This is a genomic window from Bradyrhizobium sp. USDA 4504, from assembly GCF_054063995.1.
This window is the reverse complement of record NZ_JBSSGV010000001.1, coordinates 1-22,480: the sequence shown is the minus strand read 5'-3', so window position 1 is coordinate 22,480 and position 22,480 is coordinate 1. Positions and strand designations below refer to the sequence as shown.

General features: G+C 61.8%; 13 protein-coding genes and 2 pseudogenes. 3 read left to right on the top strand and 12 right to left on the bottom strand.

All coding sequences use genetic code 11. The features are described 5' to 3' along the window. Positions 1-285: 285 nt before the first annotated feature. From ACVMB1_RS00075 to sfnG, 10 genes are all read right to left on the bottom strand, one after another. Positions 286-1,089 carry a glycoside hydrolase family 12 protein gene (locus tag ACVMB1_RS00075; protein WP_069276462.1) on the bottom strand — a complete coding sequence of 268 codons (804 nt, stop codon included), beginning with the start codon at positions 1,087-1,089 and terminating at the stop codon, positions 286-288. A 106-nt stretch (positions 1,090-1,195) separates the two neighbouring features. Next, entirely contained in the window at positions 1,196-1,462 is a 267-nt protein-coding gene (locus tag ACVMB1_RS00070; RefSeq protein WP_141713300.1) for a hypothetical protein, read from the bottom strand. 885 nt (positions 1,463-2,347) lie between these two features. Further along, positions 2,348-3,169, bottom strand: a complete 822-nt coding sequence (locus ACVMB1_RS00065) for a prephenate dehydratase (RefSeq protein WP_253587998.1) — start codon at positions 3,167-3,169, stop codon at positions 2,348-2,350. A 218-nt stretch (positions 3,170-3,387) separates the two neighbouring features. Further along, on the bottom strand, positions 3,388-4,584 hold the full coding sequence (locus ACVMB1_RS00060) for an acyl-CoA dehydrogenase family protein (protein WP_456813747.1): 1,197 nt from the start codon (positions 4,582-4,584) through the stop codon (positions 3,388-3,390). A 22-nt stretch (positions 4,585-4,606) separates the two neighbouring features. After that, a complete protein-coding gene (locus ACVMB1_RS00055) occupies positions 4,607-5,395 on the bottom strand; it encodes an ABC transporter ATP-binding protein (protein ID WP_069276460.1) in 789 nt (262 codons plus the stop codon). A 60-nt stretch (positions 5,396-5,455) separates the two neighbouring features. After that, the gene (locus ACVMB1_RS00050) at positions 5,456-6,787 is read right to left on the bottom strand and encodes an ABC transporter substrate-binding protein (protein ID WP_253603934.1); all 1,332 of its coding nucleotides are present in this window, start codon (positions 6,785-6,787) and stop codon (positions 5,456-5,458) included. Between the two features lie 26 nt (positions 6,788-6,813). Further along, the gene (locus ACVMB1_RS00045) at positions 6,814-7,857 is read right to left on the bottom strand and encodes a branched-chain amino acid ABC transporter permease (protein WP_069276316.1); all 1,044 of its coding nucleotides are present in this window, start codon (positions 7,855-7,857) and stop codon (positions 6,814-6,816) included. Between the two features lie 3 nt (positions 7,858-7,860). Then, entirely contained in the window at positions 7,861-8,751 is an 891-nt protein-coding gene (locus ACVMB1_RS00040; RefSeq protein WP_253603935.1) for a branched-chain amino acid ABC transporter permease, read from the bottom strand. Next, complete coding sequence (locus ACVMB1_RS00035) at positions 8,751-9,596, bottom strand: ABC transporter ATP-binding protein (RefSeq protein WP_375167114.1); 846 nt, start codon at positions 9,594-9,596, stop codon at positions 8,751-8,753. Before ACVMB1_RS00035 ends, ACVMB1_RS00040 begins: the two co-directional genes overlap by 1 nt. A gap of 88 nt (positions 9,597-9,684) precedes the next feature. Beyond that, a complete protein-coding gene (gene sfnG / locus ACVMB1_RS00030) occupies positions 9,685-10,785 on the bottom strand; it encodes a dimethylsulfone monooxygenase SfnG (protein WP_069276313.1) in 1,101 nt (366 codons plus the stop codon). Positions 10,786-11,326: 541 nt separating this feature from the next. Here sfnG and ACVMB1_RS00025 point away from each other — a divergent pair. Then, positions 11,327-11,608 carry a hypothetical protein gene (locus ACVMB1_RS00025; RefSeq protein WP_141713299.1) on the top strand — a complete coding sequence of 94 codons (282 nt, stop codon included), beginning with the start codon at positions 11,327-11,329 and terminating at the stop codon, positions 11,606-11,608. 367 nt (positions 11,609-11,975) lie between these two features. On the opposite strand, the pseudogene ACVMB1_RS00020 reads toward ACVMB1_RS00025, so the two are convergent. Together ACVMB1_RS00020 and ACVMB1_RS00015 are read right to left on the bottom strand one after the other, a co-directional pair. Further along, positions 11,976-12,622: pseudogene (locus ACVMB1_RS00020) on the bottom strand (peptidase S10); the annotation flags it as partial. An 8-nt stretch (positions 12,623-12,630) separates the two neighbouring features. Then, positions 12,631-13,976, bottom strand: a pseudogene (locus tag ACVMB1_RS00015) (IS5 family transposase). 1,575 nt (positions 13,977-15,551) lie between these two features. Here ACVMB1_RS00015 and ACVMB1_RS00010 point away from each other — a divergent pair. Both ACVMB1_RS00010 and ACVMB1_RS00005 read left to right on the top strand, forming a co-directional pair. After that, positions 15,552-15,785, top strand: coding sequence for a hypothetical protein (locus tag ACVMB1_RS00010; RefSeq protein ID WP_141713294.1), 234 nt, complete (start codon positions 15,552-15,554; stop codon positions 15,783-15,785). A 260-nt stretch (positions 15,786-16,045) separates the two neighbouring features. Further along, a complete protein-coding gene (locus ACVMB1_RS00005) occupies positions 16,046-22,423 on the top strand; it encodes a shikimate kinase (RefSeq protein WP_456847794.1) in 6,378 nt (2,125 codons plus the stop codon). The last annotated feature ends 57 nt before the right edge of the window (positions 22,424-22,480 follow it).

The window sequence follows — 22,480 nt, the reverse complement described above, 5'->3', positions numbered from 1 at the left end:
GAGCAGTTGGCTATGTTCGAACTAAGCAAGATTGCACGCAGATCTGGCGCGAAGAACGCAGCGATCAGGATAGCGGGCGGCATAGCCGGGATATCGATGATTGCCCAAAGGTTGTTGGGTGCGAGAGCTTTGTTGGATCTGATTGTCGCGGAGCGTCAAGCGTGGCGTCTTGGGAACTTGTGGACTTCGGCTGCACGGTGGTATGGACCGTGACCGTTGAGGTCTGCATAATGCGTCGGCCCCGTGCCGCCGAAGTCTCTCACATCACCTCACTGACGCGGATCCTTACTTTGAGGTCACGCTCCAGTTGTTGAAATTGAAGTTCATTCCCCCTGGGGATGAGGTGACCTCGACGCCGTATTGAACGCTGCCGACGTTTATATCGCCGAAGTAGCCCTTCGACTTGATCCACTCCAGGATGCTCTTGATGTCCACTGTTCCACTATTGGTCTTCGAAGTGCGCAGGAGTGAGATGACCTTGTGACCGTTAAAGCCTTCAAACACGTTCCAAGTCGCTCCGCCCACGTCGACATTGGTGTAGACCGGGATCGCTGCCCCGGAACGATCCTGACGATAATGGTAAGAAATTGGTTTGACGTTACCGCTGCCGTCCGGATTTCCAGTGTAATTCGTCCAGAGCATTATCTCATGCTGGTTTGAGCTGTCCCATATATCGTAGGCAACGTCCCAGGCACCGCTTGTCGGAACATCCTGATTGAAGTTCGAGCTCAGAGCGTTGATTGAACTGAGCGGTTTCCCGATATTGAAAGCCTCGTGCGGATAGCTCTTGATGCCAGCAGTATTAGGCTGGTTCGACCACACACTCCACTGGTTGACTGCACGCACCGAAATCGTCTGAGGCCCAGCACCCTTGCCCCACACGTCGTTGTTCCAAGAGTAGCCATCGCGTGAGAAGTTCCCGTATGGAGCGCTCGAACTCCAAATCGGAGCCTTCGCCGGTACAGGCGCGGCAGACAGTGACTTGGCTTCATTCACGGCTTGCCTAAATAGATTATGATCCTCCTGTCTGAAAACATAACCAGTTTGGGATCCTGGCGAGCCCGCATCGTTGATCCGATTGGAATTCATAATGCTCTCCTTGCTCTTATGAGTAGCAAAATCCCTCGCCGAACCACCCAGCGGGTATCCCCGGTTCGTGATCAGTTCAGTTATAGGCGGCATCGGCATCTAGAGATCAGGTTCGAATGCTAGGAAGGTTGGCTTTCGAGAAGCTGACCAGTACCCCGACACAGAGGTTTTTGATTCGTTGAAGATGGTTTGATTTGGTTGAGGGCCTCGGACAGTCGAGCGCCATTTTGCGCGAGCTTCTCGGTTGTGTACAACCACTTGACGCGATCGCGATCGGCATGGCGCCGTTCTCCGGCGCGGTGACCAGGTCGGGGAAATTGTCGACGTCCATCGAGGCATTGGCGACGAGAATGCCGATCTCGATCTCAACCATATTCAGACAGCCGGCGTATTGAGGTGACTCCAACCGGCGCAGTGTCCGTCGCGCGTCGGCGGCGGGAAAGGCCTGTTGAGCACTCCGGCCGAATGAATGAGATTGTCGAGCACTATTTGGCCTTCATCGGCGCCTAGCCTTCGTCTGCGCTTCCCTGGATCAAGCGCGAGCGGCGGAAAAGTGCGAACTAGATGCTCTTGCGCCACATGACTGGGTCGCATCCGGAGTGCGGAAGTACGGCGCCGTCCGTTCACGATGAGCTGCATCAGCCCCGCCGCGGGAGGAGGCGGAAGATGTCTGTCAGGTGCCCCTTGATCTTCCCAGCGGTACGTCGGATCAGCGGCCGCTGGAGTCCTTCGAGCCTCACCTTTGTAAAGTGACTCGTCAGGCGCGGCGGGGCGCTCCTCCCGACGAGCTCAGTGATGTCATCCCTGACAATGCGGTCGATATCAAACCAGACCGTCCGCTCGACCAGTTGCAAAGAGCGCTCGTGCGGACATACCAACGAGGCGAGAACCAGCAGGCCGGGCTCTTCCTGCCCGATCCGAATTCGGAGAGCCCCGAGCTATCAGCGGGGATCGCAGCAGAGCGGAACGCTCGCTCGTACTTTCTCCGATCTCTCCTGCATTGTCTCGGATTTTGATGCGGTTCGCCACCCGTCGTTTCGATCTCGCTCCCTACTACGAGCGGGCCCGCTGGCGGCGCGAGAGCTTGCAGCCTACCCTCATTCTCAAGGTAGTTCTGCAACGCATTGTCGACAAATTCTGCCAGCTTATGATTGTCACGCGGCAGTTGCAGGCGCTTTCCCCATGAGCGGCTCCACGATCTCCTTCGTAGAGCTACGAAGAGTTCCGAAAGGGCTCGGATCACGCCAAGTAGAAGCTATCAGTACCGGCGCGGATATGACCCGAACACGCGAATGTCCGGGCGCTTTCGAAGCAATCCGGCAAGGCTATCCGTCTGCGCATGCCCCGCGACCTCAATCAAATATCGATGGCTGTCAAGGCCCGCTTTGGCCGGTCGCTCGTAAATCGTCAGGATTTGGACTCGGGCACCAGCAAAGGAAGCAAGCAAGGAGGCAAAATCCGCATCACTTACAGTCGCGAGCAACGACGTCTTGTCGTTCTCGGTTGGCGGAGGCATATCCCTGCCTAGCACCCACCAGCGCGTCACATTGTGCGGGCCTTCTTCAATCCCAGCCACCAGCGAACCCAGCCCATAAATCGCCGCGCCAACTCTGGGGCCAATAGAAGCCCTGTCCAAGGCTTCGCTGTTGGCAACGGCTTGCGCCGCGGCGCCACTACTCGCCACCGCGGTACGTCGAACCTGCGGCAGCCGGTGATCTAACCAAGGCTTAACCTCGTCAAGGGCAACCGGATGCCCGAAGACCTCTCTAATATCCTCCAGACGCGTTCCATGACGAACAAGAAGGCTATAACCGAGCATTTTGGGATATTCGGCCACGATCCTTACATTCGGCAGGTCCAGGATCGGATCCAGATACGGGGTAGCTCCCACCAGGGACGTGGTAACGGGCAGGCAGGCGCGGTCGATCTTCCCACTTTGGTATGCTGAGAGCAATTCCTCTTGGGACATAGGGGCTAGGTCAGACGGACCGAACAGCTCAAGGCAAGCTTGGTGTGTCCATGATCCGGCTGGCCCAAGGTAGCAAGTTTTACCCGCCGTCGCAGCTGTCAAGGTGAGCACATGCAGTGCCCCACTCGCTGCCGCAACGAGCGGAGTGTGCTTAAGAACAACTGTGCGATCCGCGACAACATGGTCATGACCCACCTAGCTGGATATCACGTACTAGGCTATGCGACAGCCCCTACGGTCTGGTAGGCGCGGCGACAGAGTTTTCCGCACGTTCTTTTTGCGCCACCAGGTAGCTTCGACCACCTGTGGGGCAGCCTCGCGGCCAACCTCTATTCTCCGCCCTCGTAGAACAGTTCCAGCGGCAGGCCGACCACCGCCTTTCCGATCCAGTCGCGCGCGATGACATTGGACGGCCCCATCGCGATCGCCGCGCGGGCATCGCGATAGGCGCGCTCGATCGGGCCGCGGTGATAGCCATACCCGCCCGTCACCGTCAGCGCCGTCGCCGCGACCTTGTTGGCGACCTCGGCGGCGTGCACCTTGAACTCGGTCAGCGGGATCAGGATTTCGCTTTGCGGCTTGCCGGCGCGCCAGAGCGCATCGAGCTTGCCCGCGAGCTCGTTGCGCCACGGCCGTAGCGTCTCGACCAGCACCTTGGCCGCGCCGAGCTCCTGGCGAATCGCCTGATAGTCGGACAGGCTCTTGTTCCGGTCCTTGTGCACGAAGGTCGTGCTGTGTGCGATCGCCGCGTTCAACGCGCCGCGTGCGACGCCTTCCCAGACCGCACCGAGCCCGATCAGATAGACCGGAGAGACGCCGTCATAGATGATCTCCTTGCCCTGTCCTTCGGCGCCGAGCCGGTCGCGCTGCGGCACATGCACGTTGCTGTAGCGGATCGCCCCGGAATGATTGGCCCGCACACCGAGCGCATCCCAGGGCCGGGACTCGATGCCCTCGGCCTTGCCGTCGACAATGAAGAAGATGATATCGGCCTGGTCCTTGGTGCCAGGCGTGCGCGTCTGCACCAGGTAATAGTCGGCATGGCCCGAGCTTGTCGTGAACGACTTTTCGGCATTGACACGATAATCGTCGCCGTCGCGCGAGGCTTCGGACAGATTGTACCACCAGTGACCGCCGGTGGCGCGTTCGCTGGTCGAATAGGTGCCGAGCAGGCCGCCATTGTTCGCCTTCAGCCAGCGCTCCTTCTGGTCGGCGTTGCCGAACAGGTTGATGGTCTGGGCCGCGCCGACATGCATGACGTAGATGAGCCCGGTGGAGGCATCGGCCTGTCCGATCCGGTACGCGGCTTCAGCGAAATCCAGATGGCTGAGGCCGAGTCCGCCGAATTGCGGCTCGTTCAGCACGCCGGTCCAGCCGGCCTCCGCCAGAGCACGAAGATTCTCGCGCGGAAAGCGACTTTCGCGGTCGTTGCGGTCCGCATTCACCGTCACTGTCGCGTCGATGGCGGCATCGAGCCTGGCATAAACGTCGTCGTCGATCTTGCGTGCGAGATTGTCGTTGGCCATGGTCAGTCTCTCCGGGTTGCAATCATGCGACAGCCTCGCGTGGCCGCCTCTGGCCCTGATCGTCCCGCGACGATCCGCCGAGATAATGGGTCTTGATGTCGGCGCGCTGGCGCAGTTCGGCCGCGCGACCGGCCAGCACGCTGCGCCCGTTTTCGAGCACGACCGCGTGGTCGGCAAAGCGCAGCGCCACCGTCGAGTTCTGCTCAGCGATCAGGATCGACAGTCCCTGCTCGCCGTTCAGCTGCTGGAGCGCGCGAAAGATTCCTTCGACGACCAGCGGCGCGAGGCCCATCGACGGTTCGTCGAGCACCAGCAGCCGCGGACGCGACATCAGAGCCCGGCCGATCGCCGTCATCTGCTGCTCGCCGCCCGAGGTCAGTCCGGCCAGCGCGCGGCGATGCTGCTTGAGGCGCGGAAACAGCTGATAGGCGCGCTCGATATCCGCGGCGATTTCCGCCCGCCGCGCATCGCGCCCTATCGCGCCGGTGATGAGGTTTTCCTCCACCGTCAGCGAGGCAAAGCAATGCCGCCCCTCGAGCACCGGCACGAGCCCGGCGCGCACCAGCGTCGCCGCCGACGTGCCTGCGACATCGCGGCCATCGAACACGATCCGCCCGGCGCTGATCTGGCCGCGGCGGGCAGCGAGCAGCGCCGAGATGGCCTGCAATGTGGTCGACTTGCCTGCGCCGTTGGCGCCGAGCACAGCGACGATCTCACCGCGCCGCACGGCAAGCGAGACGTCGCTGACCGCCGCGATCGCGTGGTTGTAAGTCGCGGCCAGGCCTTCGACCGAGAGCAGGGTTTCACTCATCACGTGATCCATGGCGTTGGCGGATGCGGGAGGCCGGATCGCTCCCGCATCGCGCGCGGCTCAATTGCTGACGGCTTCGCCACCGGAGGTCCGCACTTTGATGCCGTGCTCCTTGGCATAGGCGGCCGCCGACTTCTCAATGATCGGGCGCAGGAAGGCCCAGTCCGGTGCGATCCAACCGGAGACGACCTTCCATTTGCCGCCATCCCACTGCTGGAAGGTGACGCGGCCGTCGCCTTCGTGATTGTCCCAGGTGACGTTGATCGAATGGAACAGATCCTTGGCGCCGAGCGCTTCGACCCGCGCCGGATCGAGCTGGAGATGCTCGAAGCCCCATCGCACCTCGTCTCCGGTCAAGGTGCGCTTGCCGAACTTCGCCTGCGCAATCCGGATCGCCTCGACATTGAGGATGCCGTTCACGATGCCGAGGTTGTGGTAGACGCTGCCGATCCGCTTCTTGTCGTCGAGATTGCCCTTGCCGGCGCCATAGACCGTCTTGATCACCTCCTGCAGCACCGGATACTGCTCGCCGGAGGCCTGCGTGGTGATCGCGATATAGCCCTTGGCGGCGTCGCCGGCCGGGATCACGTCCTCCTCGGAATTGGACCAGACGTTGCCGATGATGTGGTCGGCGGGGAAGCCAACCTTCAGCGCGGTCTTCAGCGCCACTGGATTCATCACGCCCCAGCCGCGCAGCACCACGTAATCGGGCTTTGCGCGGCGGATCGACAGCCATTGCGACTGCTGCTCGTTGCCGGGATGCGGCACCTCGATCTGCTCTAGGCTGAACTGGTACTTGTCGGCCAAGAGCTTGTAGATCGGGATGGTCTCCTTGCCGTAGGGCGAGCCGTGATAGAGCACGACGATCTTCTTGTCCTTCAGCTTCTCCACTCCGCCCTCGCGGCTCGCGATGTAGTTCACGATTCCCGAGGTTTCGCTGTAGGGATTGAGCAGCAGCGGAAACACATAGGGGAACACGCGGCCGTCGGTCGAATCGGTGCGGCCATGATTGATGGTGATGAGCGGCACCTTGTCCTTGGTGATGCGGTCGATCATGGCGTAGGCGATCCCGACCGAGAGCGGATTCCAGGCGGCAACGCCGGGCCGCCCCTTCAGCCGTTCATAGACCTCGACGCCGCGCTCGACCTCGTACTGGGTCTCGCCCTCGTCCCAGGTCAACTTGACGCCATTGACGCCGCCGTCGCGGATGTTGATCAGATTGAGATAGTCGATGAAGCCGCCGAAGAAGCCGGTGCCGCCGGCCGCATAGGGGCCGACCCGGTAGCTTTGCAGCGGAAAGAACTGTTCGTCGGCGCGCGCCGCCTGTGTTGCGGCCAACACGGAGGCGACCGCTGCGGCAAAGGCAACTTTCAGATATCTCGATTTGATCATCTTCAACTCTCCAGTGGCGCGAAACGTCATGTGTTGCGAATGGCGGCCGGCCGCGTGACGGCGCTCCAAAGCCGGTCCCACAGCGCGACCAGGCCGCGCGGTTCGACAATCAGGAAGGCGATGATGAGCCCGCCGAGAACGATGCGCTGGCTCATCTCCAGCACGCCCGAATCGAATACGCCGCCGAGCAAGGCCGCGCCGGCGCGTGACAGGATCAACGGAAACACCACGATAAACGCGGCGCCGAGAAACGCGCCGCGCAGCGAGGCCAGCCCGCCGATGATGATGATGAACAGGATCTGGAAGGAGCGGTCGAGATTGAAGCCGGCCGGCTCGACCGTTCGCAGATAGGCAAAGGCCCACAACACCCCGGCGATGCCGATCAGGAACGAGGAGACGGCGAAGGCCAGGAGCTTGGTGCGCAGCAGCGGCACGCCGATCACCCTGGCCGCGAGCTCGTGATCGCGCACCGCGATGAAGTTGCGGCCGCTCTGCGCGCGCAGCAGCCGCAGGGTCAGGAACGTCGCCGCCACGACGACGCTCAGCGAGAACACATAGCGCCCGGCCGGGCTGGTGAAGGCGAAACCGGCCACGCTCAGTACCGGGGCATCGATCACGCCGGACGGACTGTCGTTGGAAAACCAGCCGAACTTGGTGAGCGTCCATTGCACGAAGAACTGCGCGGCCAAGGTCGAGACCGCGAGGTAGAAGCCGCGCAGGCGCAGGCTCGGCAATCCGAACACGATTCCGATCGCGGCCGCGACGAGGCCGGCGAGCACAAGGTCAACGATCAGCGGCAGCTGCGGCAGCCGGAGGTGAAGGTTGTAGGTCGCATAGGCGCCTACCGCGAGGAATGCGGCGGAGCCCAGCGACACCTGCCCAGCATAGCCGGTGAGCACGTTGAGCCCGACCGCGGCAAGCGCCAGCGCAAGGAACGGCGTCAGCACCGCATCCAACAGGTAATCCGAGCCAGCGACCGGAATGACGCCAAAGGCGATCCCCGCTGCGGCGGCGATCGCAATGGTCTCGACGCCAGGCGCGAGCGATCCCGCCGGTGCTGCTGCGCTCATCTCCTAGACCCTTTCCACCAGCTTCTGCCCGAACAGCCCCGACGGCCGCACTAGGAGCAGCACCAGCGCCACGACATAGGCGGCCCAGGCTTCGATGCCGCCGCCGAACAGCGGCCCGACATAGACTTCGGCGAGCTTCTCGATGGCGCCGATCAGAAGACCGCCGATGATCGCACCAGCGATCGAATCGAAGCCGCCCAGCACCAGCACCGGCAATGCCTTCAACACAACCAGCGACAGCGAGAACTGCACGCCGAGACGCGCGCCCCATAACAGTCCGGCGACCAGCGCGACGATGCCGGAAGCGGTCCACACACTGGCCCAGACCCGTGGCAGCCGCAGGCCGGCGGCAAGTGCCGCGAACGGATCGTCGGCAACGGCGCGAAACGAGAGCCCGGTTCGGGTATAGCGGAAGAACAGCGCGAACAGCGCCACCAGGCTGCCCGCGGCCGCCGCGGCGAACAGATCGAACCGGCTGATGAAGACCCCGGCGATGTCGAGCGGCACGTCACTGATCCCGATGTCGAGGCCGTGAACCTGCGTGCCCCACAACAGCTGCGCCGCGCCCTCGATCACATAGGAAAGCCCGAGCGTTGCCATGAACAGCGTAATCGGCGGCTGGTTGACGAGCGGCCGCAGCACGGTTCGCTCGACGCTTACGCCCAGCACGACCATGATCGCGAGCGTGATCAGGAACGCGACCGGAAACGATATGCCGCGCTCGATCAGGCTGACGAAGGTCAGCGCCGCGAACAGCAGCATCGCGCCTTGTGCGAAATTGAGCACGCCCGAGGTCTTGTAGATCAGCACGAAGCCGATCGCGACCAGCGAGTACATCACCCCCGACAGCAGGCCGCCAACCAGCACCTCGATCAAAAACTGATAGTCGAACATCAGACGGCGAGCTCCGTGACGTCCTGATGCGCGACGCCGAGATAGGCGTCGATCACGGCCTTGTCGGTCCTCACCTCGTCGGGCGTGCCATCGGCGATCTTGCGGCCGTTGTCGAGGACCGCGATGCGATCAGAGAGGCCCATCACGACGCCGATGTCATGCTCGATCAGCATGATGGTGGCGCCGTAGCTGTCGCGCGCATTGCGCACGTGCTCGGACAGCTCGCGCTTCTCACTCAACGTGACGCCCGCGAACGGCTCGTCCAGCAGCAGCAGCGTCGGTCGCGCGACCAGCGCCCGCGCGAGTTCGACGCGCTTCTGCAAGCCATAGGGCAAGGTTCCGGCGGCGCGCTCACGAACGTCGCCGAGGTGCAGGAAGCCAATAACATCCTCGGCGGCGGCGCGGTTCTCCGCCTCGATCCGGCGCGCCAGCGGCGAGCCGATGATCTGGCGCAGGAAACCTGCGCGGACGCGATGCGCGAGCCCCATCAGGACATTGTCGAAAACCGACAGCCCCTTGAAGATCGCAAGGTTCTGGAACGTGCGCGCGACGCCGTGCGCAGCCAATCGCGCCGTCGGCACCTGAACGAACGCACGCTCGCCAAGCCACACCTGCCCGCGGTCGGGCCGATAGAGCCCGCTAATAACGTTGAGCAACGAGCTCTTGCCGGCGCCATTGGGCCCGATCACCGCGCGGATCTCGCCCGGCGCGACCGCAAGGTCGACGTCGCGCAGCGCCGCGACGCCGCCGAATGTCAGCGCGATGTCGCTCAATGCCAGGACCGGCCGTACCGCGCGATCGGCGGCCGGCGCGAGCCCCCGTTCGGGCGCATCGACCGCCCACATTGCACGCGGCTTGCCTTGCGCTGGAGCCGCCTCCAGCGCAAGGACGTCAGCATTCGTTGCCATCGCCGTCACGTCGAAAGGCTCCCTATCATTCGGCGGCCTGGGCGTGCGCGGCGGTTTTCGCCTCCAGCGCACGGACCAGCGGAATGACCCGGCGGCCGAAATATTCGACCTCCTCCTGGAAGTGCAGGAAGCCGAGCAGCACGAGATCGACGCCGACCTCCTTGAGCGCGACGATGCGCTCGGCGATCTGTTCCGGCGTGCCGATCAGATTGGTCTTGAAGCCGTCATTGTACTGGACGAGATCCTCGAAGCTGGATTGCGCCCAATTGCCCTGGCCCTCCGGCGAAGCCTTGCCGGCATTCTTCACCTCATGTCCGAACGCATTGACCGCCTCCGGATCGGCCTTGACGATGATCTCGTCGAGCACGGCGCGGGCCTCGACCTCGCTATCGCGCCCGATGGCAAAGGCATTGACGCCGATCTTGACCGAGTGATTGTTGGCGCGCGCCTTCGCCCTGATGTCGTCGACCTGCTTCTTGATCTCCGCCACCGAATTGCCGTTGGTGAAGTACCAGTCCGACACCCGCGCGGCCATGTCGCGCGCGGCGCGCGAGCTGCCGCCCTGGAAAATCTCGGGCAATGGATGCGCAGGTTTCGGCTTCAGCGTGTAGTCGGAGAAGCGGTAGAAATCGCCACGGAACGTGAAATTGTCCTGGGTCCAGATTCCGCGCAGCGCGCGGATGAATTCCTCGGAACGGCGGTAGCGCTCGTCGTGATCGAGCCAGGGCTCGCCGATCGCGGTGAACTCGCCGCGGAACCAGCCGCTGACGATGTTGACGGCAACGCGGCCCTCGGTGAGCTGGCTGATGGTCGCGATCTGCTTGGCTGCGACCGCCGGATTCCACGGTCCGGGCAGCAGCGCCGCGATCACCTTCAGCTTAGTGGTTGCGGCGAGCAAAGCGTGGCTGAAGGCGACCGGCTCGTGCTGGAACTCGGCGCCGTAGCCGGCGGTGAAGCGGATCTGGCTCAGCGCATAGTCGAAGCCGCTCTGCTCTGCGATCTGCGCCAGGCGGCGGTTGTAGTCGATGTCCCAGCCGGTTCGCTGCTCGATCTTGCTGATGACCAAGCCGCCCGAGACGTTGGGCACCCAATAGGCGAACTTGATCGGATCATTGCTGGCGGTCATTCGAATGTCCTCATTCGGTTGGGATGTGACGACGCGCGCCACGGGAGGTGGCAGCAGGATGCATTCACGCTGCGCGGGACAGCGGGTTGGTAAATGACCGACTGACAATTTGTCAGTTCGGATGTTTTTGAAAGGTCGGAGCGGTCAGCAATTCCGATCCGCGACGCACGACCAGTGCGTCAACAGCAGATCGTGCGACACGACGTTCGCAATGCGCAGGCGTTGATTTCGTCGAAGACGTCGGTGCAAATCATTAGAATTTCCCCTCGCAAGCACCATCGGCTGACGATCAAGTGTCTCAGAGAAATTGCGGGCGAGCGAGTCCAAGCCAAACTCTTTTTTGCCCAGTCCGGGAAAGCGGTATTCTCTTCTTCAAAACGAAATGCGTGGTTTGTTCCTGCGCGGCTGAAATCACGTCGACGATGATGCGCAAGTAAGATTCGACCGCTCGAGATTCGAGAACAAAATGAGTGCAGGAGAACTGCCTTCTCCTTACCAAACGTTTGCGCGCCCGGCGCAGCTACGTAAAAGCAGATAACGCTTGAGACATTTTCTCGGAGCGATCTTTTCTGGTCGAAATGCATCGTCGACGATCGCTGAACGCAACACCTCGGGAACGATCGCGTTCCCGAGGTCGAAAGGTGATACAGGGAGCGGCGCCTACTTCATCATCGCGCCGGGGACGATGTCCTGCACGTCGTTAACATTTGCACAGCTCGCTGGGCGCTGCGGTTCCCATGATCTGAACGAGCCGCTCCTTTTGCCGCCAGAAAAATTGCCGATCCTAAGCTGGCTCGATATCAAGCCGTCAAAATCACTGTGACCAGCCACTGGTAGTTCCAGTGTACCGACCATCACGCACGATCTTTCCGGCCCTCTAGATGAGGTCGCCAGGGCTCAATCGACACACCAAGTCGTTGACTTTTTTTCATGCGCCTGACGAGCTGCTCCCATCGGTATCGGGCGCCGCATTGTGCTTGGAACGCTGCGATTACGTTCCACAACACGGGGTCATGTTGGAAGCCATTGAGAGATACCTGGTTCACACACGAAACTGGCCTCGAGCCATACCTGATTGAAGACGAAGGCGTCTGATGATCGGAGCGGGGCTAGGATTCCATCCGCATTTTGAGAAATCGTGGATGTTTGCGCGAACGCCAGGTTGCTTGTTACCGAGTCCGTCGGCGGCGTTACTTCATCATCACTTCGACTTCCGCGCGAAAAGCTTGCCGCGAGGCGTCTCGTGAATAGAACATGTGGCCGCCCGGAAAGACCACAAGTTTGATGCGCGGAGTGGAGGCAGATGGCGGCAATTGATCGAGCACGATTTGTGATCCGAAATACGGCGTGGCGAGGTCAAACAGCCCGTGCGCGACTAGACTAGCAATTTCATGTTCCGGTCCGTTGCCAGGATTTGCCGCAGCTCCGAAACTGACTCCGGAGGGCTGCGGCCGAAATCCCAAGCCTCCATGACCTTGGGGTTGCCCAGTTCATAGGAGCCGTCCGGCCGCCAGCTTAGTTTGCGTGTGAGGAGATCGACAGTGGCGCTGGTCAGAGGCGCCACCAGCGTATCGCCAGAGGGATCGCCGGAAAGTTGGAAATCGGACTCCGGATATGGATCGAGGCCACGCACAGATGCATCATACCGGCCGATCAACTTGCGGTTCTTACGGTCGAACTCGCGGCGGAACTCGGCGACTTCGAAGCGACCGGCGAGCCTACGACTGACCGCTTGGTCGATACCAGTCAGCGCCGCGACCTTGTCAGCCAGACGCGTAGTCGCTTCCTTATCCGCCTGGCCTTTGATGAGATCGACCAGAAACTCGCCGCGTACATAGTCGTCCGTTAACAAGCGGGGTCGAGGGCGACTGGGGTTGCGAAGGCGGGCCAAAGAGCGATCAGGATGAAGCGCAAGAGCTTCCTGAGCCAGGCGAGGATGCGGCGGAAGTTGTGGCCCATGGCTGAGAGGACGACGTTGGCGGCGTCTCCTGGCGGCCCTTGAGGTAGCAGCGGCCGAGGTGACCTTCGGCCTTCAGGTGTCCGATGATGGGCTCGATGGCGGAGCGGCGGCGCAGCTCGCGCTTGATGACACCGAAGACGCCGCGCTTCTGGCCGGAGATGAAGACGCGACGGGGATCTTGCGCGTCGTGGCCGCGGTATCCCTTGTCGACATAGGCGCGCTCGATCGCACAGCCGGTGAGTGTCTCGGTGCGGTCGATGGCGTCCCGCAAGGTGTGACCGTCGTAGGGGTTATCGGGCAGCGCCTTGGCGTGCAGCACGAACAGGCCCCCAGGAGCACGGCGGTTGTTGGTGACGATGGAGGCCTTCACCCCGAACTCGTAAGGAGCGCTGGCCTTACCCTTGCCGATGCACTCCACCTCCGGAGCATGGAAGGAATACAGCTTCCAGCCGCGCTGGCGCTGCTGCTGCGAACGGATCTGCGTGGCCCGGCTGAGCGGCAGTGCGAACGCGTTCTCGAGCGCTTCCTGCCCTTCGATCTTGCGGCGGATGTCGCGGATGATCCGGCCCAGTCGGCTACGCAGGATGCGCAACTGCCGCTGATGCCGCTTGAATTGCTTGGCATGGGCGTAGCGGGAAGCCATCATTGCCGCGGTCTTGGCAATGCGAAGATAGGATTGTCGCAGCTTGACCCCGTGCTTCCTCGCCAGGCGGTTGAGCCCCTTGATCGCCGCGTGCAGCAGCTTGGCATCGGTCGGGAAGGTGATGGCCTTCGGCTGCACGGTGGTATCGACCGTGACCCGCTTGAGGTCTTGGCTGCGTAACGCGCCGGTCTCGTGCGCCACCCGCAAACTCTCGGCCAGCAACAGTTCCAGCTTGTCGCCGAGCCGCTTGCGCCAGTGGCTCAGGTCCGAGCGCTCGTGCGGGAACGCGTGCTGAAAGAACTCTTCGCCGGAGAAGTATTGGAAATACGGGTCGTGGACCCAGCGCTCGCACAGCCCCTCATCGGACAGGCCGTAAATGTGCTTGAGCAACAGCAGCCCGATCATGAAGCGGGTCGCGATGCCCGGCCGACCGTTCTCGCTATAGAGCGGCGCGATCTCGCCGTCGATCCAGTCCCTATCGACCTTGCCGGCGAGTTGAACCAGCTCGTGCTTCATATTGATGATTTGGTCCAGCCTGGCCCGGAACAGATCGCCCGATCCCGTCGTCCTGTGCTTCTTCGGTCGCATCGCCACCTCCGATGCGCCGACGGAATCATGACTGGCGATTCGACGGAATCCTGAAAATGAAATTGCAAGGTTCCGATGCCCGAAGCTTCAAAATCCTGCAATCGCAAAACAGTCCGCAACGACAAATGCGATTCTAGCTCAATTGCTTAGCCGATCTTCACGGACGACCGCCTATCTCAGTCCGTCATCACCCAGCTTCCCGCATAGCTCGTTGACGGAAGCCTCCCAATCCTTGGCGAGACGTCGGCAGCGGTTGAGCCATGCCAACGTCTCGCCAAGGATTGGGAGGCCTCCAGAGTCGAGCTTGGCTCGGGTGCGCGTCGCCGCAAAGCCTATGACGGAAGAGCGACGAAAGTTCAGGAGTGCCACTCACGCGACATAGAGCGCAGAGCTTGAATCGGACCCTGCGTCAAGTTGTACAGTCCGCGCAGACGTGCCCGCGAAAGCACTGACGAATGAAGCAACCGTTTTCTTTTGTACTATGTTCTACTTTCGGTTTGCGGGCCCTAATCGGAGTTGCGCTTGCTGTCCGTCGCTCGACTGCACCATACACGATACTGATCGCGAGCCAGCCTCTAGGTGATCGGAATGGGCACATCATTGTCAGTCTTCAATACGCCTGTCGCGTTGCCGATGGGCAATCGAAGGGCGCAGGAATCGCGGCGATCGGTCAGCAAATGGGCAGCGAAAAGGGACGTACTTGGCTCCGCTTGCGTTCACCGCGAGCTCGAAGTCTCTTGTGCCTAAAGGGGAGCATGCAATTCAAAGAGCTTCGCGTGTTTGGCGGTCGCTGATTCGGCGAACCCATTCGGTAGTCATCAGACCACGAGGATAGCGGTCGAGCCGACAAGTGGCTGTCGCACTCGTCAGGGCAGGGCATCCAGGTACATTGGATAAAGATAATGAGACGCATTGACGAGGACGACAAGTCGCCCATTTCGGAATTTGGTGCCGCTGAAGGTCGAGGCGCTGACGGTTCGAGCGCTGGACCGGCTTGTGTTCCTGGTGAAGAGGGGCGATCGTTCAGTTCCATTGTGGATCGGATGCGTTCCGAGCTTGAGGATTCAGGTCCTTCGGATTCTCGCAGCATGCAGCGCGACAGCGGTGCAGGCCGATTTGCCGCTCCCTCCGCCGGCGCACATCGGCTCCTTGGGGCCGCGCTGCAGGGCGCAATCGGTGGAAGTCGTCGTCGTTTGCGCTCCTTGCCGGAATCCGGCTCGTCGCGAACTGATGGGGAACTGCGGCATGACGATCCAGAGGCGGAAAGCTCGCTAGGACGCCCTCTCCCGTCGCACGGGGGGGGTGGACCAGAAGGGGGACGCATCCAGAATGTCCAAACCCCGGGCCTGCAACGGCCTTATGGAACGTACCATGGGAGACCAAGGCGAGATGAGGGTTTCTCGCGTCAAAGTGGCGAGGAGCTCTGGCGCGACGATCGAGAGGCTGAAAGCTCGCACGCGAGCAGACCCCCACTGGATACGCAGTCCGTGTCTGAGGGAAGTGGCAGACCAGGAAGGTGGTACGTCGCCGATGCGCCTGCGCAACCATTCCAGCCTGGGAGCTCGGAGCGAGCCCGTGGAACTTATCGTGGCGCAGCCAATCTGGAAATTACTCCATCGGCTTCGGATGGTGACCGGCAACGCGCCGATCGGACCACTGACCGCCCGCAAACAGGCAGGCTGGCGCCGTATGGCCAATCCATCTCTGACCGAAGCGGCCGAACCGGAAGGTCGCATGTCGACAATGCTGCCCTGCAGAACGTCCAAGTTGGAATACCGGAAAGGCATTCTAGACGTTCGGATGAACTAAATGCCGCCTTGAGGGAAATCGCCAGCGCTCGCGACATCAGCGTTTTCTCACGCGCAGTTGTACGTTACAGCAAGCAGCTGGGAAGGCAGGATCTATCAGACTTTCTGCAAACCGCAGCTGCCCGTTTCGATGCTCGATTTGTGCCGCAGTTGGAGGAAAATATCCGGTTCTCGTGGGGGTACGCCACGACATGCAATGTGGTGAGCCGGGAAGCTGGAGGGGAGGCCGGCACAAGAGCTTGCCAGGCCTTAGCGGTTCGGATGTCGCGCCTCGACAAGGCGCTTATGAAGCAAATTGATCCCATCGCTCTTTCTCTGTTCGCATTATCGTTCGGCCGACATTCCTCGGCGGCGAGCTGTCGCGAGGCTGCCGTCGCCATCGCCGGTGAGGTGCCGTCCCAGCTCTCGCGTTTTGACCCGCAGGCGCTTTCGAACCTGGTGAACGGTTTCAGCAAATGGCCGGGCGCGTCGGACTGTCGCGAGGCTGCCGTCGCAATCGCCGGTGAGGTGCCGTCCCAGCTCGCGCGTTTTGCTCCGCAGGCGCTTTCGAACCTGGTGAACGGCTTCAGCAAATGGCCGGACGCGGTGGGCTGTCGCGAGGCGGCCGTCGCAATCGCCGGTGAGGTGCCGTCAAAGCTCTTGCGTTTTGCCCCGCAGGAACTGGCGAACCTCGTGAACGGTTTCAGCAAATGGCCGGACGCGGCGAGCTGTCGCCACGCTGCCGTCGCAATCGCCGGTGAGGTGCCGTCTAAGCTCTTGCGTTTTGAACCGCAGCACCTGGCGAATCTGGTGAACGGTTTCAGCAAATGGCCGGACGCGGTGGAGTGTCGCGAGGCTGCCGTCGCAATTGCCGGTGAGGTGCCGGCCAAGCTCTTGCGTTTTGACCTGCAGCACCTTGCGAACCTGGTGAACGGTTTCAGCAAATGGCCGGACGCGGCGGGCTGTCGCGAGGCTGCCGTCGCAATCGCCGGTGAGGTGCCGTCGCAGCTCTCGCGTTTTGCCCCGCAGGCGCTGGCGAACCTGGTGAACAGTTTCAGCAAATGGCCGGACGCCGCGGGCTGTCGCGAGGCTGCCGTCGCAATCGCAGGTCAGGTGCCGTCCCAGCTCTTGCGTTTTGATCCGCAGGCGCTGGCGAATCTGGTGAACGGTTTCAGCAAATGGCCGGACGCGGCGGGCTGTCGCGAGGCTGCCGTCGCAATCGCAGGTCAGGTGCCGTCCCAGCTCTTGCGTTTTGACCCGCAGGCGCTGGCGAACCTGGTGAACAGTTTCAGCAAATGGCCGGACGCCGCGGGCTGTCGCGAGGCTGCCGTCGCAATCGCAGGTCAGGTGCCGTCCCAGCTCTTGCGTTTTGATCCGCAGGCGCTGGCGAATCTGGTGAACGGTTTCAGCAAATGGCCGGACGTGGTGGGCTGTCGCGAGGCTGCCGTCGCAATCGCAGGTAGGGTGCCGGCCAAGCTCTTGCGTTTTGTCCCGCAGCACCTGACGAACCTAGTGAACGGTTTCAGCAAATGGCCGGACGCGGTGGAGTGTCGCGAGGCTGCCGTCGCAATCGCGGGTCAGGTGCCATCCCAGCTCTTGCGTTTTGCCCCGCAGCACCTGGCGAACCTGGTGAACGGTTTCAGCAAATGGCCGGACGCGGCGGGCTGTCGCGAGGCTGCCGTCGCAATCGCAGGTCAGGTGCCGTCCCAGCTCTTGCGTTTTAACCCGCAGGAGCTGGCGAAGCTGGTGAACGGCTTCAGCAAATGGCCGGACGCGGTGGGCTGTCGCGAGGCTGCCGTCGCAATCGCAGGTCAGGTGCCGTCCCAGCTCTTGCGTTTTGACCCGCAGGCGCTGGCGAACCTGGCGAACGGTTTCAGCAAATGGCCCGAAGAAGCATTCACGGGCCAAGCGACGGTCGCAATCGCTCGCGAGGTCCGTCGCCGTGGCGATCAACTCTCCCATTTTACTCAGCAGGCGCTGGCGAATCTGGTGAACGGATTCAGCAAGTGGTCGGAAGACCCGGACACTTGCCAAGCCGCGGCCGTGATCGCGGGTGAGGTCGGTCGCCGCGCGCTCTCCGATTTCACGCCGCAGCAAATGGCACATCTGATAAATGGCTTCAGCAAGTGGCCCGACGACGCAGCGTGTCACCGGGCGCTGGTGGATGTCGCACGCGGACTAGGCCGCGCAGGCCAACGCTTCGGTACCTTCACGACGCCTCAGTTCGGCATGATCGCCAATGCCCTGGGGCGAAGTATCGTGAGAGGAGAGGAGGCGGGCGAGATCACAGAGACCGCTCTGCTGAAGGATCGCTTGCATCAGCTGGCCCATCACCTTCACTACGACAATGATCGGCTGGAGCAGAGCGATGTTCGGACCATCGCCAGCATTTTCAAGGCCTTGGCGAAGGCTCGACTATTCGAAGATCTTGGCTCGCTCGCCTCGACCGGGTTGGATCGGCTCAACGAATTGCATCGTGCCCCTGGTTTTGCCGCTGAGAATAACCTCGAAACCATGGGCAATCTCTGTGCCGCGCTGGTGCCGCTGGCGCGCAGCCCGCACCTGCGCTGGCACCGCAGAGTGGCTCTCCACTTGCTGAACGATCTCCAGCCGGTCGTGGAGCAAAAGATCGAGGCGCACTTCAATACAAGCGCGGCAGAGCGCATCCGTGGGCCGCGCGCGAGTCGCAATCCTGCCCTCTCGATCTATCAGATGCTCAAGGCTCGTGCAGTCCTGGCGAACATGTTCAAGCGACCGGTTATCGAGGGCAAGAAGGCCGATTTGCGGAAGAGGCAGCAAGAGCTGCGGCACGGTACCAAAGAGATCCTGGCCGGCACGCGCGACCTCATCCAGGGCGATCTTTCCAACATGAGCTGGAACCTGATCGCACAGATCGAGGCGGAGAGCCCGGTCGATGCGCTCGACACATTCGTCGAGCAAAACGCGGCAACGATCCGGGACAAATATCCTGCGTCCACATTCGATGTCCACGAGGTATTGCGAGCCATGGATCACGAGCCGAGGCCCCCACAGGGCGAAGCGGGTCTGATGCGGTTGCCGGTGGTGGACATGCAAGGACGGCCACTGGCCACAGAGTCCGAGACACGATACTCGGTTTTTCATCGGCTGACCTCAGGCGCGATCGAGGTGGTCGCCGTCCAGCTGCCGGCAAAGCCGAGCGCCCTCATGCTGGCGCGCACGCTCACCTACAAGGGGGTGCCGTACCGCATGGACCTGTTCGGCGGCAGCAAGTTGAAAGCACCAAGACCGACCGTGCTCGAAATCGCCGCCCATACTCCAGGCGGACCGGCAGCACCGTCTTCGGGGGGAAAACTGCTCGCCATTCCCTATGCCGAAACCGCGCCGGGGACGTCATTCGAGAAGCTGTTGCGGGCCTGGGCCCCGTTCAAGGAAGCCTATTGGTACACTCAGCGCAGGGGGTTTGCGGCGCCACCCGCAATCAAGGATCTGGGCCCTCACGATTACGCGCTGGAGGGCGCCTTCAAGCTGTTGCTGACGCCAGACCGCCCTACCAACGAGGAGCATCCGTTCAAATTGACTGGACCGGAAGGCCCGATTGCTTTGCGACCGCATGATGGCTGTGGCTTTATCAAGGCCTCGCTCGCCGAACGTATGCTCGCTATTCGCCGGGCCGGCCCCCAGGAAGGCCCCGATCGAATGCCGGCCTATGGTGAGGGAAGGAGATCGTCCGTTCCTGCCTCGGCGTTGCAACATTATCCGCGCAGTGAGCAGGTGGCCGACGAGGCTCGCGAAAAGGCCAAGAGCTGGCTGGACAGCAGAGGAGGGGAAAGCCTGATAGGCGAGCAGCTGTTTCGCATGGTGACGGCAGGCCACATCGATGCTCCCGGTGGCGTTGCCGTCCCGTCCAGTGATGATTACCTCCATGTGCCGAAGTGCAAGAGTGAGACGTTAACGGGAACGGGGGGCGTGCTGATCGGGCGATCTCCCTATGACAAGCCTAACCTGCGCCCACTCGCCGCCGAGCGAGTCAGGTCGGCAGCTGACGGGGATCCGACTGCGGCATTCCTCGATAGATGCGTGGCCATGCAATACAGTTTCAGTGTCGCCCAGAAGTCGCAGGAGGAGCTGGCGGCCCACGACCCGAGCTTCTTTGCCAAAGGCATTCTGATCGTGGTGCCGGATGGGATGTGGCCGGCCAACTACGCGGACCGCGGGCTGGTGATGTCGGCCGAAGACGTCAAGTGCCATTCGAGCTGGACCGAGCGCAAAGACCGTGCAAACGTAGACACGCCGGTCGACTGTGTGGGTATCCTGCAGGCGACCGAAGTGTTCGCTCCGGGGTCGTTGGTTGCAGTCCCGACCGGCGAGCAGAAAAAGCTCGACGGCGACTTCGACGGGGATACCGTCGTTATCATCGGCGATCGGCCGCAGCTGTATGAGCATGTTCGCCAGTTCGATGAGAAGGAACAAGCTCGCGGAGTTCGCTCGCTCAAGCCGCCGAAGTCGTATACCCCGGCGATCGAGGGCAACAATTACCAATTCAGTCGTGCCAGCCAGATCCTCGCGGCGACGCGGAACGCGTTGGAAATTTATAGCGGCCTGCAGCGGAGCTTTCTGGCGCAATCCCATCAAGCACGGCGTTGGTTTGCTGAGCGCGCGGTTTTTGGAACTTACGAGGGGTTTCATCACGAACTTCAGCGCGACATCCGTCAATTGCTGACCAAGGAGCAGGTGAGCGCCCAGGATGTCGAGCACATGCTCGATAGAGCGAGGCCCGAGATCAAGCTTGCAGACCATGCAGTCGCCCACGAAATTGCCGAGTTGCTCGTCAACGACCTCGAGGCGTGGGCAGCGAGCACAGCTGAGCAGATGCTGCCCGAAATATCCGAAAGCGTGAGCGACACCAAACTGACTGTGAGCCCAGCGCTTGCGGAGCTTTTCCCAAGCCTGGCGGAGACTTATCCGGCAGCCGCTCACCCACGCGACCGCATCCAGTCCTTGCTCGACCACTATCCTCCGCGCATCACTCCGCGGCCGGATGGCTACATTGCCGATGACCTCGTGCAAAGCGCGAGCAATCTTCTGAGCCTCGGGATCAAGGTCGGAACGGACGCCTTCAAGTCCGACACGAGTGTCCAGCTCTTCATGAAGAAAAGCGAATGGCTCCAGGGGCTCTTGCAGCAGACGCCAGGCCTGAAGTCCGTGCCCTATGTCAAGAGCATGGCGGCGACCCTCAACCACGGACGGTTCAATGTCGACACGACCCTGGAGGATCTGAAGGACAATCCCACATTGGCAGCTTCAATCATGGAGGCCTCTATTCATCTTGCTGCGGAGAAAGGGATTCTGCCTGGCTTTGGCCGACAGCCTGCCGAGGCTTCTGCCATCACGTTGACGCTAACTCGCGAGCAGGCTTCAGAGCGCGCCCAAATCGAGGTCGCGCGCGCCGCAGCCGAAGAGAAGGAGATCACTGTAGCAGCACGTCAGGTTGCCAAGGACCTTGAGCTGTTGGGCATCGATGTGAAGATGCCCCATCTCGACCGTCGGTTAAGATCGGAAAGCTCCCTCAGAGACCAACTCATGGAGGTGAATGATGCCCCCGAAGGCGCCTCACTGCTGATCAGCAGCGCCGTGCGCCATGTCTTCGAAGTGCCCGACAAGGATTTTGCACGTGCCTTCACGAAAGGCATTCTGGCGTTTGAGGAGCAAGGCTACGCCGAAATCAGCACAACCAACTGGTTCAGGATGAGCGCTCCGACGTTTGTCGGCATGAAGACTGTGCTCGCCACGCCGGATGGCTACCGATTCGAGGCGGAGTTCCATACGCCGGGCAGCTACAAGGCCAAAATTGCCAATCACGACACGTACAAGGAACTCCAGCGACGGCGCAGAGGCGATGCACCGGATCCCCGTAAGATGGAGCAGCTCACCCAGCGCGTGCGCGAGGTCTGCAAAGAAGTTGCGATACCGGAGGGTGTCAGAAACATTCCCCACTTTTCGATCGAAGGGGCGCGGACAGCTGGCGTCGGCGCAACCCTCGGGTTGCGATCTGCCCAACAGACCGCGACGCCCGAGCGATCACCGACTGCAAAGGAAGTTGTCGCTGCCCTCGACGGCCGGCCGATCGTGCTCGTCGGCATGCCCGGTTCCGGCAAATCCACCATCGGCCCATTTCTTGCGCGTCGACTGGGGCTGCCCTTCATCGACACCGATAAAAAAATCGAGACGACGGCTCGCATGCCGATTGCGGAGATTTTTGCAACCAAAGGGGAGCAGTATTTCAGGGACCTCGAGGCGAGGTCAATCGCACAGTTTCTCGAGCGGGGGCCGGTGGTGCTGGCCACCGGTGGCGGCGCGTTCATGCGTGAGGAGACGCGGCACCGCGTCGCGGAGAAGGGTGTCTCGATCTGGCTCAACACCGACGAAGGTGAGATCAGGAAACGCCTTAGTCGTGACACCGCCCGCCCGCTGTTGCAGACCGAAGACCGGAAGGACAAGATCACGCAGCTGATCAGCGAGCGCTCGCCGTTCTATCAACTTGCCGATCTCACGATCGTCCCCGGTCAAAAACGTGACAACAAGAACGCAGATCAATGTGTGGCCGCGCTGCGTGCCCACCTTTGCGGCGAAGGGGGCGCGGACCGGACACCGGCCAATGTCATGGGAGCGGCACCATGACCTCGCCGCTCACAAGGTTGATTGTCGATATCGCCCCGAGGGATCGGGCCGAACAGT

Excerpts from the sequence above, each read along its gene's own strand:
- ACVMB1_RS00075 (WP_069276462.1), bottom strand. The coding sequence starts at position 1,089 with ATGAATTCCAATCGGATCAACGATGCGGGCTCGCCAGGATCCCAAACT.
- ACVMB1_RS00070 (WP_141713300.1), bottom strand. The coding sequence starts at position 1,462 with ATGGTTGAGATCGAGATCGGCATTCTCGTCGCCAATGCCTCGATGGAC.
- ACVMB1_RS00060 (WP_456813747.1), bottom strand. The coding sequence starts at position 4,584 with ATGGCCAACGACAATCTCGCACGCAAGATCGACGACGACGTTTATGCC.
- ACVMB1_RS00055 (WP_069276460.1), bottom strand. The coding sequence starts at position 5,395 with ATGAGTGAAACCCTGCTCTCGGTCGAAGGCCTGGCCGCGACTTACAAC.
- ACVMB1_RS00050 (WP_253603934.1), bottom strand. The coding sequence starts at position 6,787 with ATGATCAAATCGAGATATCTGAAAGTTGCCTTTGCCGCAGCGGTCGCC.
- ACVMB1_RS00045 (WP_069276316.1), bottom strand. The coding sequence starts at position 7,857 with ATGAGCGCAGCAGCACCGGCGGGATCGCTCGCGCCTGGCGTCGAGACC.
- ACVMB1_RS00040 (WP_253603935.1), bottom strand. The coding sequence starts at position 8,751 with ATGTTCGACTATCAGTTTTTGATCGAGGTGCTGGTTGGCGGCCTGCTG.
- ACVMB1_RS00035 (WP_375167114.1), bottom strand. The coding sequence starts at position 9,596 with ATGTGGGCGGTCGATGCGCCCGAACGGGGGCTCGCGCCGGCCGCCGAT.
- sfnG (WP_069276313.1), bottom strand. The coding sequence starts at position 10,785 with ATGACCGCCAGCAATGATCCGATCAAGTTCGCCTATTGGGTGCCCAAC.
- ACVMB1_RS00005 (WP_456847794.1), top strand. The coding sequence starts at position 16,046 with ATGTCGCGCCTCGACAAGGCGCTTATGAAGCAAATTGATCCCATCGCT.